The following is a 14,382-nucleotide window of genomic DNA, read 5'->3' as shown; positions in this document are numbered from 1 at the left end:
GAACGCGTGCAAATCGGTCACGCTGCCGCAAAAAAGAGAAATGCACGGCGATGGCCATCGCCGTGCATTCCAATTCAACGATTTCGTTCGCCGCGCGATCAGTCCCAGCTGAGCGCACCGCCGTTCTGGTATTCGATGACGCGAGTCTCGAAGAAGTTCTTCTCCTTCTTCAGATCCATCGCCTCCGACATCCACGGGAACGGGTTCTCGACGTCGGCGAAGACGGGCGCGAGGCCGATCTGCGCGCAGCGCCGGTTTGCGATGAAGTGCATGTACTGCTCGCACAGCGCCGCGTTGAGGCCGAGGAAGCCTCGCGGCATCGTGTCCCGTCCGTAGGCCGCTTCGAGCTCGGCCGCGTCACGGATCATGCCGCGAATCTCGTCCTGAAACTCGGCCGTCCACAGATGCGGATTCTCGATCTTGATCTGGTTGATCACGTCGATACCGAAGTTCAGGTGGATGCTCTCGTCGCGCAGGATGTACTGATACTGCTCGGCGATGCCGACCATCTTGTTGCGCCGGCCGAGCGAGAGGATCTGCGCAAAGCCGGTGTAGAACCACATGCCCTCGAACACGACGTAGAAGGCCACGAGATCCCGCAGGAAAGCGCGGTCGCTGTCGGGCGTGCCCGTCTGGAACGACGGGTCATCGAGGTGCTGGGTGTGCTTGAGAGCCCACGCCGCCTTGTCGGTGATCGACGGCACCTCGCGGTACATGTTGAACAGCTCGCCCTCGTCGAGGCCGAGGCTTTCCACGATGTACTGGAAGGTATGGGTGTGCACCGCCTCCTCGAACGCCTGCCGCAGCAGATATTGCCGGCATTCCGGATTGGTCAGGTGCCGATAGATCGCCAGCACGATGTTGTTGGCGACGAGCGACTCCGACGCTGCGAAGAAGCCGAGATTCCGCTTGATCGCGCGGCGCTCGTCGTCCGTCAGACCGTCGCGCGACTTCCACAGGGCGATGTCGGCCTGCATCGAGACTTCGGTCGGCATCCAGTGATTGTTGCAGCCGGAGAGATATTTCTCCCAGGCCCATTTGTACTTCAGCGGCAGCAGCTGGTTGACGTCGGCGCGGCAGTTGATCATCCGCTTCTCGTCGACCGAGACGCGGCCGCCGGCACGATCGATCGTGCCGAGGCCGGTCGGGTCGACAGGTTCGAGCTTCAGCTGGGTCTGCGGACGCAGCGCCGTGGCGAGGGTCGACGCGGCCGGAGCGGCCGCTGTCGTCGTTTCAGTGTCGGACCAATCAAGCATCGTCATTTCCTCACTGGCACGCTTCGCATTCGGGATCGTCGATCCGGCAGGCCTTGATCCCGTCGAGATCCGGCGCCGCGGCGGTCGGGATCAAGATCGGGGCATGCGATGCCGCGACCGACGCCGAGACCGCGTTGAGCTTGCCGTCGGTGCCCTTCAGCGTCGACTTCTCGACATGCGTGGCGCTGCGCGAACGCAGGTAGTAGGTGGTCTTCAATCCGCGCCGCCAGGCGAGCCGATAGAGCGTATCGAGCTTCTTGCCGGAGGGATTGGCGATGTAGAGGTTGAGCGACTGCGACTGGTCGATCCACTTCTGCCGGCGTGCGGCAGCCTCGATCAGCCAGGCGCTGTCGATCTCGAAGGCGGTTGCGTAGAGCGCCTTCAGATCGTCAGGCACGCGGTCGATCTGGCCGACGCTGCCGTCGAAATATTTGAGGTCGGAGACCATCACTTCGTCCCAGAGCCCTCTCGCCTTCAGATCGCGCACGAGGAACTCGTTCACGACGGTGAAGTCGCCGGACATGTTCGATTTGACGAACAGGTTCTGGTAGTTCGGCTCGATCGACTGCGAGACGCCGCAGATGTTGGAGATCGTCGCGGTCGGCGCGATCGCCATCACGTTCGAGTTGCGCATTCCCGAGGATACGACCTTCTTGCGCAGGCGATCCCAATCCTGGGTGGACGAGCGGTCGGCGTCGAGCCCGCCGCGCGAGTCGGCGAGGAGCTGGATCGAGTCGAGCGGCAGGATGCCCTTCGACCAGAGCGAGCCCTCGAAGCTCGGATAGCGGCCGCGCTCGGCGGCAAGATCGGACGACGCTTCGATGGCATGGTAGGAGATCGCTTCCATGCTGATGTCGGCGAACGCCACCGCCGCCTCGGACGCGATCGGGATGCGCTGGACCTGAAGCGCCTCCTGGAATCCCATCAGGCCGAGGCCGACGGGACGGTGCCGCATGTTGGAGCGGCGTGCTTCCGGGATGGTGTAGAAGTTGATGTCGATGACGTTGTCGAGCATCCGTACCGCGGTCGTCACGGTCCGCTTCAGCTTGGCCTGGTCGATGCCGCCCGGCCCGACATGGCTCAGCATGTTCACCGAACCCAGATTGCAGACCGCGACCTCGTCGGTCGAGGTGTTCAGCGTGATCTCGGTGCAGAGGTTCGACGAATGGATCACGCCCATGTGGCGCTGCGGCGAGCGCAGGTTGCAGGGGTCCTTGAAGGTGATCCAGGGATGGCCGGTCTCGAACAGCATGGTCAGCATGCGGCGCCAGAGGTCGGTCGCGCGCACGGTCTTGAACACGCGCATGCCGCCGGCCTTGGCCTTGGCCTCATAGGCTTCATACGCCGCCTTGAACGCCGGCCCGTAGAGGTCGTGCAGGTCGGGCGTCTCGTCCGGCGAGAACAGTGTCCACTCGCTGTCGGTGTCGACGCGCTGCATGAACAGGTCCGGCACCCAGTTCGCGGTGTTCATGTCGTGGGTGCGGCGGCGGTCGTCGCCGGTGTTCTTGCGGAGGTCGAGGAACTCCTCCATGTCGACGTGCCAGGTCTCGAGATAGGCGCAGACCGCGCCCTTGCGCTTGCCGCCCTGGTTGACGGCGATCGCGGTGTCGTTGGCCACTTTCAGGAACGGGATGATGCCCTGGCTTTCGCCATTGGTCCCCTTGATGTGCGCGCCGAGACCACGCACCGGCGTCCAGTCGTTGCCGAGGCCGCCGGAGTATTTGGCGAGCAGCGCGTTGTCCTTGATCGACTTGAAGATGCCGTCGAGGTCGTCCGAGACCGTCGTGAGGAAGCACGACGACAATTGCGGACGCAGGGTGCCCGAATTGAACAGCGTCGGGGTCGAGGCCATGAAGTCGAACGAGGACAAGAGATCGTAGAACTCGATCGCCTTGGCTTCGCGATCGATCTCGCGCAGCGCAAGCCCCATCGCGACGCGCATGAAGAACGCCTGCGGCAGCTCGATGCGCTTGCCGTGCTCGTGCAGGAAATAGCGGTCGTAGAGCGTCTGGAGACCGAGGAACTGGAAGTTCAGATCGCGCTCCGGCTTCAGCGCCGCGGCGATCCGGACGAGGTCGAAGCGCGCCAGCTCGGGATCGAGCAATTCGGCGGCGATGCCGACCTTGACGTAGGCCGGGAAATATTCGCCGTAGCGGGTCGACATGTCGGCCTGCGAGGCGGACGTCGCCACGCCATGCACGTGCGAGAGCACCTCGCCGCGCAGCTTGTCCAGCAGCAGACGCGCGCTGACATAGGCGTAGTTCGGCTCCTGCTCGACCAGCGTGCGGGCGGCCATGATCGAGGCCAGCGCGAGTTCGTCCTGGCTGATGCCGTCATAGAGATTGCGGGTGGTCTCGGCGAGCACGGGGGCGGATGAGGCGCCGTCGAGGCCGGCACAGGCTTCGGCGATGATCAGCTCGAGCCGCTTGACGTCGAGACCGACGCGCGAGCCATCGGCCAGCGTGACGTGAAGCGCCGGCGTGGCCGCGGGCGCGGCTTCGGCCGCCGCCTCTTCCGCCCGCTGACGCGACCGCTCCTCGCGATACAGCACATAGGCGCGCGCGACCTTGTGATGCTCGCTCCGCATCAGGGCCAGTTCGACCTGGTCCTGCACGTCCTCGATATGGAAGGTACGCCCCTCGCCCGCGCGCCGCATCAGCGCCGTCACGACTTCGGCCGTCAGTTGCTCGACGCTCTCATGCACCCGGCGCGAGGCGACTGCGCTCGTCCCTTCGACCGCGAGGAACGCCTTCGTCATGGCCACCGCGATCTTGGCCGAATCGAACGGCGAAACTTTTCCGTTACGGCGGATGATCTGCATGGCGAGCTCGCTGGAAGCGGGTGCGAGTGAATGTGGACGCAACTGGATAATGGGAGCGGAGGCAGCCTCCGCGTCGTGCAGGTTCAGTGACATCAATGGCCCCAAGATGCGCGCGTTGTGTTTGAGCGGGAGCTTGAGGGAGGACGCCGCAGACCGCCGGCATGAAAATGCCGGGTCGGACCATGCAAGCGACCGCCGGGACACCCCGCCCGTGGACGTTCAGGTCGTCACGGCAGGTCTCCTGGCTCGCAGGTCGTCGCTCGCTTCCCGTCTTCCCGGCGCTGAAGGCACCAGTGACGGCTATACGGAAGCAGCTCGCTGCTGACAGTTGCGGGGGCAGCGCCGGAATTCCACGCCAAACGGCGCGGTTCACCGGCTTCCCTCTTAGCCACTAAATCTTGCGATTCAATGGAACCGTGACACCCATATGTGGTGATATTCGGGGCAAAGTGTCAATGATCGATTACCGCAGCGGAAGGTTTTTCTTTGTGGAATGCGGGAATATCACAGGCCCATCCACCGACATCTCGCGATTCGGGAGAGACGCGCAATCGGTTCCGTTACGGGGATCGTCCCGGACGTGATCGAATCATGTGGAGACGCCAGACTGCGCCCGCGGAGCCCGGGATTCGCCTCGTGCCCCACGCAGAGCCGCGCTCAGCGGCTCCGTCCACGGGGCCACTGAGGCGACATTGCGCCGTCCACGGTATTTTTGGTTCAGGTCGAGATCGTGCGTCCGCGACCAAACGGATTGAGCAGGCGGACGATCTCGCAGGCGGCGACGAGACCGGCGAGCCAGACGACGTTAAGGCCCCCGATCCGGGCAATGATCGCCATGGTGAAAGCCCCTGCTCCCCCCAGGAACGGTGTCACGGCAAAGAGCACGAGCTCATAGGCCGCGTAACCGCACATCAGGGCCAAGGCGAGGACGATCGGCGTACGACCGGCCGGCAATGCGCGGAGAACGGCGCCCGATACCGCGGTCGCAGCGAGCGCCGCAGCGCCGATCGCGAATCCCCAGGCGATGGTGTTGGCATCAATCGGATAATGCAGCGCGCCGAATCCGATGGTCTGGTTGACGAGCCAGGCCCCCGTCACCACCAGCAGCGCCGGACGCTGCGGCAGCATCGCGGCCGAGACGACGGCGAATGCCGCAAACGGCGTGGCACAGGCCAGCGCGAAGCTGGCGAGCGCACAGGACACGGTCAGCAGCGCGAAGCCGAACATGGCGGCGTGGCGCGGCTCGACCGGATGAAGGCGGAAACCGTCGGCATGGGACGGCAGGATATTGAGAGCCATTTTGATCTCCTTGCCGGAATTCTAGCACATCTGCACGGGCGAACCAGCTCGGCCGGATCAGTGCAGGGCATCCATCGGGTCTTCGGAATCAGCCGGATCGCGCCGATCGTACGCCACCAGCCATTCTCCGAGCGCGGCGGACGTCCGGTCCGCGGCGACCAGCTGCCGCAGGGCGACGCGGACGGTGGCCCGGGCGACACGGTCCTGCGGAAGCGGAACCGCGCTCGGGCCTCGCCCCGTCGTGACAGCCTCGACGATGCCGCGCTTGAGCGCCACCTGCTCAGGCTGGCCGTAGCGTTCGAGCAAAGCCTGGAAGGCAGCGTGAAGCTCCGGCCGGAATGCGTGCTTGCGAGCGAGCTGGTCGCGCAGCGGATGGGCTGGATAAAGATGCGCGCAGGGAATCCATCCTTCCGGCAGCGGCTCGGTCGCCGCATGGGTGCGACCGTGACCAAGCAGCTTCGGCAGGAGATGGGTGTGCGGCCCGTCCGGGCTTCGACCGCCCGGTGGCGGGATGGGCTGGAACACCTCGGCACGGCCGACCCGGCTCAAGAAGACGCGCGGCGGATTGGCCGCGAGGATGATCGCCATGGCATCGCTGCCGGCCGCGAACACCGACTTGCCGGTGCAGCGTCTGAGGTCGGCCACGGCATCCGCGTCAGCAATCCGGATGCAGACATCGATCTGAAGCGTGCCGAGGCCGAGATCGAACAGAATGCCGTCACGATCCCGATCGCGTAACGCGGCGCGATCCGGCCCGACTTCCGCCAACACCGTGCGTCGGCTCATCGCGCAGGAATCTTGCGGCAGGCAGAGCGCGACACGATGGTTCCAGCTCCCGGTGGTCGGCGATTCCGAGGCGATCGGACGAAGCTGCGGGTGGGGCGTGATGCGTATCCCGCCCCTGCTCGTGACCACGCTGATCCCATGGCCTTCCGTCGCCCGGTCGGCGTCTTCGCCGGCATCGCGCGTGAACTCCGCGATCGCACCGAACGTGCCGACGCTCCAGCCGGTCCCGGTGTCGGCGAGCTGGCCGGCGAGGAAGTCCATGACATCATCGCCTGCCGTCATTCGGGATCCCTCACCTCATCGACTGCCGGCCATCCTAGAACGTGGCACCCGCCTTGAGGAGATAAGTGCGGCCGGGCAGCGGATAGGCGGCGAAGCGACCGTCCGTGAAGGTGCTGGCGACCGCATAGTCGTAATAAAGCGCGTTCAGCACGTTGTTGACGCTGAGCGACCAGAAGTAACGCTCGTACTGGCCGCTGAGCTGGAGGTCGATGGTGCCGTTGGCCGGGATCGGCTTCTGCGTGCCGGCCTGGTCGTTGTCCATCCGCCGCTCGCTCCAGAAGCGGGCAGTGGCGTCGAGCACGACGTAGTTCTGCCAGATGTTCCAGGTCAGGCCCACATTCGCCATGTAGCGCGACACCAGCGGCACGTCGTTGCCGGCCCAGATGCCCTCGCGGAAGATGGCCCGCGTGACCGCCATGCCGGAGCGCAGCAGCAGGGAGTCGTTGACGCGATAGGACAGGCTGGTCTCGGAGCCGTAGCGACGCGTCGGATCCAGGTTGACGTTGTAGAACAGCACGGGACTGAAATGGATCTCGTTGGTGAGGTCCATCAGGTAGAGACTGCTCTGCATCTGCAAGCCACCCGCCTTGATGCGCAGGCCGCCCTCGACGTCCTGCGACGTCTGGGTCTTGAGCTGGAACGTCTGCGGGACCGGATTGAAGTCGGCGTCGAATGACGGCCCCGAGGACACACGTTCGTCGACATCGGGCGTCCGGAACGCTCGCGCACCGCGGCCGAACAACGTGAAGACATCGTTGAGGCGATGCTCGAGACCGAGATGGAGCGCATACTGCGTCTCGTTGCTGTTGAGCGGCAGTGCGCCGATGTCAGTATTGAAGGGCGCCGTGGGATCGAAATTGTCTCGCGCGGACAGGCTGACGTTCTGCACCCGCGCGCCGTAGGAGACGTCGGTCGCGGGCGCCACGCCCAGGGTGTGCTGGAAATAACCGGCGACCGTTTGCTGCCTGAGGTCGTAATTGTGCCAGGGAGCAAGCCCCTGCCCCGCGCCGCGATTCTGCTGATAGCCCGCGTCGTAATAGTCGATGCCGGTCAGCAATTGCGACGGTAGTCCGAACATGAGGCTCTTCACGCTGAGCCGCGGCGTGATCGACCACGTCGTCAGATCGGCGTCGACGTAAGTGGACGAGTAGAGACCCGGGACCGGCGTCGGGCTCGAGAAGAACGCACTCTGCTGCTTCTTGTTGCGAACGCCGCCATCGACGATGAGATCGACGCCGTTGACGAGTGTCTTGGTGAAGCCCGCCGTCGCGCTGTAGCCCTGCTGATTGGCGTAGTTGAACGGAGTGCTGGTCCCGCTTCGATCAGTGGAGAGCTCATTGAGGCCGAGGGAGGGATCGACGGTCCGGCCTCCCGGCAGCCTCAATTCCTGATTGTCGCCAGTCACGGTCAGGAAGGCGGACAGGCCGGGCGTCGAATAGTTCAGATTGCCGACGGCGTTCTCCTGAAAGTAGCGATTGTTGTCGCGATAGCCGTCGGTCTTGATGGCGTTGCCATAGAACGAGGTCGACCATGGGCCGGAGCTCATCGAGGTCGAGACATTGCCGAGCCTGGTGTTGAACGAGCCGAAGCCGGCCTCGACACGCGCCGTGACCGGCGGCCCTCCCACACCGTTCTTCGTGACGATGTTGATCACGCCGCCGACCGCATTGTCGCCGTAGAGCACGGCGCCGGAATTGCCGCGCGTGATCTCGATGCGCTCGATCGAATTGAGCGGGATGGTGGAGAGGTCCACCTGTGCCATGTCGATGTCGTTCAACCGGCGGCCGTTGATCAGCACCAGGGTGTTGGCGCTGGCGAAAGCGCCGAAGCCACGCAGGTCGACCGTGGTCTTGGCAGCGACCGGCCCGCCATAGAGCGTCGTGATCTGCGCCCCCGGCGTCTGCGCCGCGATGATCTCGGCGAGCGATTGCAGGGGTGAATGCGCAATGTCGGCAGCCGTGATGACGGTCGTAGCCGCCCCCACAATGCCACCGCTGCTCGCGACGGTTTCGTTGCCCGTGGCCGACGAACCAGGCCCGGTCCCTCCCGGCGCGTTGCTCGGCGCGACGTTCGGCGCCGCGCGCCGCCGCGTCGTATCGCTGTCGCCGGTCGCCTTCGCGCGCGTGCGGTTCTGGTCGTCCGGTTCCGTCACCTCGATCGGCGGCAACTGCGCGGGTGCGGCTTGCTGGGCACGAGCGGCCTTCGAGACGAGAAAGGCCGCCGGAATGATGAACGTTGACGCAAGCAGAACCGCGCGGCGGCGCCGGACAGCGGCAGAAACGGGAGACATGCGAAAGGCCTCGGTATGACGTCAGTGGCACGTCACAGCGAACGAGATCTCATGCGGCGCCCCGGAGGACCCCGATGAAGCAATGTCTGTACTCCCCGACCGACACTTTCGCGTGTGACCACGGCTGACGGCAGGTCTCCTGGCTCGCGGATCTACGCCCCGCATCGCCTTCCCGGTCCGAGTTACCAGTGGCATATGACGCGAGATTCACCGCTTACAGTTGCGGGGGCAGCTGCGGCGTGAGGATGTTTCCCGCACCGCATTCCCTGTTAGTCCCCGAAGGGAACCGTCGCGACAACCTTAGGAGCTGGCGTTCGCTCCCGTCAAACGAGTTCGTGAAGACGTCGGGTGGTTCATTGCGCAGTGTGATTGAAACGCATCACTCCCTGCCCCTCTCTTCATCGCGACATCACGGCGTCGTCCAGGTTTCAATGCGCGGGCTGCCGATCCTGACTTCGCCATCGGGCAATCTGATCGGCGTGCGACGACAATCCGCGAATGACGTCGGGTGAATAGAGAAACAACCCGACCTGCTTCCTGCCCTGGCTGAAATAGGCTCGACCGCTCGTCGGTATGCGACCGTCTTTCGACCAGCGCCGAAGCTCGGCGCCGGAGACTGCAAGGATTTCCTCGACCATCCTGGCGGTGAGCGGCTCGCTCTTCAAACGCTCCAGCTTGCGCTCCACGACGATGCACAGATCCAGTATGGCGCATTCGCTGGCCTCCGGGCATTCGATCACGATGCCCGACCTTTCCTGCTTCACGATGCATTTGAGTTCATCGCGAAAGGTCGACTTGACCAACCGAATGGCCTGACTTGCCTTCCGGCTGCTGCCCGCCGTGAGATGATCCGATGGGGCGAAACCGACGAGGCGTGCCGCGACGCCGGCCGTCTCCAGATGAAGAAACCGAATCCGATCCTTGCTCATATGATCGAGACTTGTGTGCCGCACATGGCGCGAGAAAACTCGCTGCGGTTGAACCGTTCAGGAAGGACCGGCCGAAAAATGGCCGGCGCGAACGACTCACGTTTGCACATCCGGCTTCAATTGCCAATGCGAGCGCCGCTCCGGGGCGTGAGCCCGCGTGGAGCGACACGAACTCCGCCGACGCTGGTGCCGATTGAAATCTCAGGAACGCTCCGATGCCGCGAAGAACGGGTGCGGCATCAGGTCGTCCCGACCTTCGACAGTCAGCTCAGCGAGATCGATCGCCGGTCGACGTTCCCACGCCAGCTCGCGGGTGCGTAGAGCGGCTTGGGTTGCGACGCATGCCGCGCATGCGGCGACACGTCGTCCTTCATCGGGCATTGAGCCGCAGCGGACGGTCTATTGGTCGCGGTCGCCTCCGACGCTCCCGTTGAGGACGATACGCTCTTCAGGCCGAATTGCCTTGCCATGTTGCCTCCTGAGACCATCGCTTGCGAATGGCGAACTGCACGATCTGCAATCTGCACGTCAATCTTGGCAATAATGAATCCGCTCGAACAGTTCCTGCAGTTATTGTTGCGGCAGACCTTTGCAAACTTTACAGCCCTTGCAGACTTCTTTCGAAAAACTTCGCATCTTCAGTGGTTCACTGCCTCGCTTTTAGGCGCGTAGTGTCGCCGGCCTGACATCATCGGGGTCTGGGCAGATGACGGCGACGATCACATCCGGAGACGGCCAGACGCGCTTCCGCGAGGTCGCATCGGCGGAACATGGCAATCACCGCGGCATTCTCGACGGTGCTGCCGCGCTTCGCACCATGGCCAAGGCGGCACTCGCCTGCGCGGCCCGGCATTCAGGTTGCGAAGTCACGATGGCGAAGGCCGATTCCATCGAATTCGTCCGCACGATCCCCGCCGGTTGCACCATGGACGTCCGCGCGCAGATCGTGTTTCAGGGATTGTCGTCGATGACCGTGATCGTCGAGCTCGCACCCGACGGCGCCGGCGAGAACGAACAGGCCGCCTACATCTCCGGCCGCTTCATGGTCGTCGCCGTCGATGCCGACGGACTTCCCGCGCGAATCAAAGACACGACGCTCTCGCGCCCATTGCAGGATCGAGCAGGTTAAGCCGCCGGAGCGACATCGCAGTCGCGGTCCCGTCGACGCGACGCGGGGGCGCGCCTGACGATCTCAGCGCACCGACGCCGCATAAGGCGCGAAAAGCGACTGCCGCTCGTCGACCATCAGAGGACGCCCGACCGGAGGGAAAGCGCGCTGCGGACAGTCCGCGCGTTCGCAGACCTTGCACCCCATGCCGATCGGAACCGCCGAGGCCGGGTCGTGAATGTCGAGGCCGCGCGAATAGACCAGTTCGCCAGCGTGCCTGATGTCGCAGCCCAGCGCGACCGCAAAGGTCTTGCTCAGCGATTCATATCCGCCGCTTCGGTGGGACACCGTCCGCGCGATCCAAAGATAGGCGCGATCATCGGGCATCCGCGCGAACTGGGTCACGATCCGGCCTGGCGAAGCGAACGCCTCGTAGACATTCCACAGCGGACAGGTGCCGCCGATCCGGGAGAAATGAAAATCCGTCGCCGACTGCCGCTTCGAGATGTTTCCGGCGCGATCGACGCGGATGAAGAAGAACGGCACCCCGCGCGCGGATGGCCGCTGCAGCGTGCTCAGGCGATGGCAGATCGTTTCGAAACCGACGCCGAACGCCTCGCCGAGTATGTCGATGTCGTAGCGCTGCTTCTTGGCTTCGGCGAGGAACCTCCCATAGGGCATCACCAGCGCGCCGGCGAAATAATTGGCGAGCCCGATGCGGGCGAGCCCGCGCGTTTCCTGGTTGGCAAATCCCGCACCGTCGACGAGCGCACCCAGTTCCCGGTCGAGAGCGAGCATCGCAATCTGCGTCGCCAGCTGGAAGGCACGCTGACCGGGTTCCAGCCTGCGCGAAAGATGCAGCGTCCTGTTCTGCAGGTCGTAGCGGCGATGAACGTCGTCGGCGCCGTCGCCAATCACGACCGTGACGCCGAACCTGGCCCTGAGATACTCCGCGAGAACGGCCGGCGTGACCACCGCCGACGGCGCCAGTTCCTCCGCAAGGCGCTCGGCGGCCTCATCGAGTTCGGCGATGTAGTTATGGCGCGCATAGAAGAAATCGCGCACCTCCTCGTAGGCCGTCGACGGCAGGATCGCGGTTTCCGCCTGCCGATCCTCCCCGAGGCGCGCCGCGAGCACGGCGCTTTGCTCGATTGCTCGCCTGTAACGGCGATTGATGCTGACCAGCGCCCTCCCCAGCCCGGGCATGTTGATCGCGAGTTCGCGGAGTTCGGCGGCGGAAATGGTCTCGCCGACTTCCGGATCGGAGAGGGCCTCGCGCAGATCGGCGACGAGCCGGGCCTCGTCATCCTCCGAGAACAGCTGGACGTCGACGCCGAATGCGGCGTTGAGCTTGAGCAGCACGGCGATGGTGAGCGGCCGCTGGTTGTTCTCGAGCTGGTTGAGATAGCTCAGCGAGATTCCGATGGCCGAGGCGAGCGACTGCTGCGTCAGCCTGCGCTCCTCGCGCAGACGCTTCAGGCGAACACCCATGAATGCCTTCTTCATCGAGCGCTCCACTCAGACTTTGCAAACTTTGCAGATTCACCGGCCTTGCTTCGCAAAGCTTCACCTTTTCAGCACTATACGCGATTGTTCGCCTTGCAGATATTGCGAACAGCAAGACCAAGTTGCAAGGGTCATCGGATATCGCGCCATGCAGGCCGCCCTCGAAACAGCCGCCAGGCCAAACGAACCGACGCGTTTCGTCGAGATTGTTTTCCCTGAACAGGCCCATCACTATGGCACGCTCTTCGGCGGCAATGCCTTGAGCCTGATGGGCAAGGCCGCCTTCGTCGCCGCGACACGCCATGCCCGCTGCGCGGTCGTGATGGCCACGTCCGACAAGGTGCAATTCCACGAGCCCGTCCGCGTCGGCGAACTCGTCGAACTGACCGCGCGCGTCGAACGGGTCGGCCGCTCATCCATGACGGTCGTCGTCGAGGTGGTCGCCGAGACGCTTGCCACAGGTTTTCGACGGATCGCCATGCAAGGCTCCTTCGAGATGGTCGCCGTCGACGCCGCCGGCAGGCCGACGCCCGTCAATCCGACTTCTTCAAACCACGCCTAAGGGATATTCAGCCGTGAAATCGCACAACCTCCGCACCTACAAATCCTCCGAGCATCTGGCGCGGGCCGACCAGCTTGCCTGGAAGATCGCCGAGGTCGCCTCCGATCCGGTGGCCGTCGAGCCGGCTGTCATCGAGATGATCGGAAACCGGATCATCGACAATGCCGCCGTTGCGGCGGCATCGGTTGCGCGCCGGCCCGTGGCGAGCGCGCGCGCGCAGGCGAGCGCGCATCCCTTCAAGCCAGGTGCGACAGTGTTCGGGCTGCCGCAATCGCAGCGCATTTCGCCGGAATGGGCCGCCTGGGCCAATGGCGTTGCGGTGCGCGAGCTCGACTTCCACGACACCTTCCTGGCCGCTGATTATTCACATCCCGGCGACAACATTCCGCCGATCCTGGCGGTGGCCCAGCACTGCGGTCTCGACGGCGCGGCCCTGATCCGCGGCCTTGCGACCGGCTACGAGATCCAGGTCAATCTGGTGAAGGGCATCTGCCTGCACGAGCACAAGATCGACCATATCGCCCATCTCGGACCTTCCGCGGCAGCCGGCATCGGCACTGCGTTGGGCCTGCCGGCGGAGACGACCTATCAGGCGGTGCAGCAGGCGCTGCACGTGACCACCACGACGCGCCAGTCGCGCAAGGGCGAAATCTCGAGCTGGAAGGCCTATGCGCCCGCCTTCGCCGGCAAGATGGCGATCGAGGCGGTCGACCGCGTCATGCGCGGCGAAGGTGCTCCCTCGCCCGCGTGGGAAGGCGAAGACGGCTTTATCGCGTGGCTCTTGTCAGGCCCGAAAGCGCAGTACGTCGTGCCGCTGCCCGAGAAGGGCGAGCCGAAGCGAGCCATCTTGGACACGTACACCAAGGAGCATTCCGCCGAATACCAGAGCCAGGCCCTGATCGACCTGGCGCGGCGCATGGGACCGAAGATCGGCGATCTCTCCAAGGTCGAGAGCATCGTGATCCACACCAGCCATCACACCCACTACGTGATCGGCACCGGCGCCAACGACCCGCAGAAGATGGACCCGAAGGCAAGCCGCGAGACGCTCGACCACTCGATCATGTACATCTTCGCCGTCGCGCTGGAAGACGGCGGCTGGCACCATCAGAAGTCCTACGCGCCCGAGCGTGCGGCTCGGCCGGAGACGGTCGCGCTGTGGCACAAGATCTCCACGGTCGAAGATCCCGCCTGGACGCAGCGCTATCACAGCCACGATCCCAAGCAGAAGGCGTTCGGCGGCCGCGTCGTGGTCACGCTCAAGGGCGGCTCGACCATCAGCGACGAACTCGCGCTGGCCGATGCCCATCCGCTCGGCGCGCGCCCGTTCGCTCGCCCGCAATATGTCGCCAAGTTCCGGAGCCTCTCCGACGGTGTCATCGCGCCGGCCGAGCAGGACCGTTTCCTCGGCCTGGTCGAGCGCCTGCCGGAACTGAAGGCCAGCGATCTCATCGGGCTCACCTTCACTGTCGATCCGTCGCAACTCGGCGCGAAGGGATCGACCGGCATCTTCGATTGGTCGGCCAGATAAGGCCGGCAACGC

The 14,382-nt window shown here is 64.5% G+C and carries 11 protein-coding genes and 2 riboswitches; of the genes, 3 read left to right on the top strand and 8 right to left on the bottom strand.

Annotated features, from left to right (window positions below; all coding sequences use genetic code 11):
• Positions 1-98: 98 nt before the first annotated feature.
• From QM712_RS24035 to QM712_RS24005, 7 genes are all read right to left on the bottom strand, one after another.
• Positions 99-1,256, bottom strand: coding sequence for a ribonucleotide-diphosphate reductase subunit beta (locus QM712_RS24035; protein WP_415025632.1), 1,158 nt, complete (start codon positions 1,254-1,256; stop codon positions 99-101).
• 10 nt (positions 1,257-1,266) lie between these two features.
• Positions 1,267-4,170, bottom strand: coding sequence for a ribonucleoside-diphosphate reductase subunit alpha (locus tag QM712_RS24030; protein WP_415025631.1), 2,904 nt, complete (start codon positions 4,168-4,170; stop codon positions 1,267-1,269).
• 120 nt (positions 4,171-4,290) lie between these two features.
• A riboswitch (cobalamin riboswitch) is annotated at positions 4,291-4,511 on the bottom strand.
• A gap of 283 nt (positions 4,512-4,794) precedes the next feature.
• The gene (locus tag QM712_RS24025) at positions 4,795-5,376 is read right to left on the bottom strand and encodes a hypothetical protein (protein ID WP_415025630.1); all 582 of its coding nucleotides are present in this window, start codon (positions 5,374-5,376) and stop codon (positions 4,795-4,797) included.
• A 57-nt stretch (positions 5,377-5,433) separates the two neighbouring features.
• A complete protein-coding gene (locus QM712_RS24020; RefSeq protein ID WP_415025629.1) occupies positions 5,434-6,444 on the bottom strand; it encodes a DUF6925 family protein in 1,011 nt (336 codons plus the stop codon).
• Between the two features lie 34 nt (positions 6,445-6,478).
• Positions 6,479-8,734, bottom strand: coding sequence for a TonB-dependent receptor (locus tag QM712_RS24015; RefSeq protein ID WP_415025628.1), 2,256 nt, complete (start codon positions 8,732-8,734; stop codon positions 6,479-6,481).
• Positions 8,735-8,845: 111 nt separating this feature from the next.
• Positions 8,846-9,040, bottom strand: a riboswitch (cobalamin riboswitch).
• A 122-nt stretch (positions 9,041-9,162) separates the two neighbouring features.
• Positions 9,163-9,663 (bottom strand): hypothetical protein, encoded by a 501-nt coding sequence (locus QM712_RS24010; protein WP_415025627.1) that lies wholly within the window; start codon positions 9,661-9,663, stop codon positions 9,163-9,165.
• Between the two features lie 263 nt (positions 9,664-9,926).
• Entirely contained in the window at positions 9,927-10,133 is a 207-nt protein-coding gene (locus tag QM712_RS24005; RefSeq protein ID WP_415025626.1) for a hypothetical protein, read from the bottom strand.
• A gap of 236 nt (positions 10,134-10,369) precedes the next feature.
• Here QM712_RS24005 and QM712_RS24000 point away from each other — a divergent pair, with 236 nt between their 5' ends.
• A complete protein-coding gene (locus tag QM712_RS24000; protein ID WP_415025625.1) occupies positions 10,370-10,792 on the top strand; it encodes a hotdog domain-containing protein in 423 nt (140 codons plus the stop codon).
• A gap of 63 nt (positions 10,793-10,855) precedes the next feature.
• On the opposite strand, the gene QM712_RS23995 is transcribed toward QM712_RS24000, so the two are convergent.
• On the bottom strand, positions 10,856-12,277 hold the full coding sequence (locus QM712_RS23995) for a short-chain fatty acyl-CoA regulator family protein (protein ID WP_415025624.1): 1,422 nt from the start codon (positions 12,275-12,277) through the stop codon (positions 10,856-10,858).
• Between the two features lie 148 nt (positions 12,278-12,425).
• On the opposite strand from QM712_RS23995, the gene QM712_RS23990 reads away from it, so the two are divergent.
• Together QM712_RS23990 and QM712_RS23985 are read left to right on the top strand one after the other, a co-directional pair.
• Positions 12,426-12,839 carry an acyl-CoA thioesterase gene (locus QM712_RS23990; protein WP_415025623.1) on the top strand — a complete coding sequence of 138 codons (414 nt, stop codon included), beginning with the start codon at positions 12,426-12,428 and terminating at the stop codon, positions 12,837-12,839.
• 13 nt (positions 12,840-12,852) lie between these two features.
• A complete protein-coding gene (locus QM712_RS23985) occupies positions 12,853-14,370 on the top strand; it encodes an MmgE/PrpD family protein (RefSeq protein ID WP_415025622.1) in 1,518 nt (505 codons plus the stop codon).
• The last annotated feature ends 12 nt before the right edge of the window (positions 14,371-14,382 follow it).

It is taken from the genome of Bradyrhizobium sp., from assembly GCF_047605465.1.
Classification (GTDB): domain Bacteria; phylum Pseudomonadota; class Alphaproteobacteria; order Rhizobiales; family Xanthobacteraceae; genus Bradyrhizobium.
Note: the sequence above shows the minus strand (reverse complement) of the source record. Positions and strands in the feature narration are given on the sequence as shown.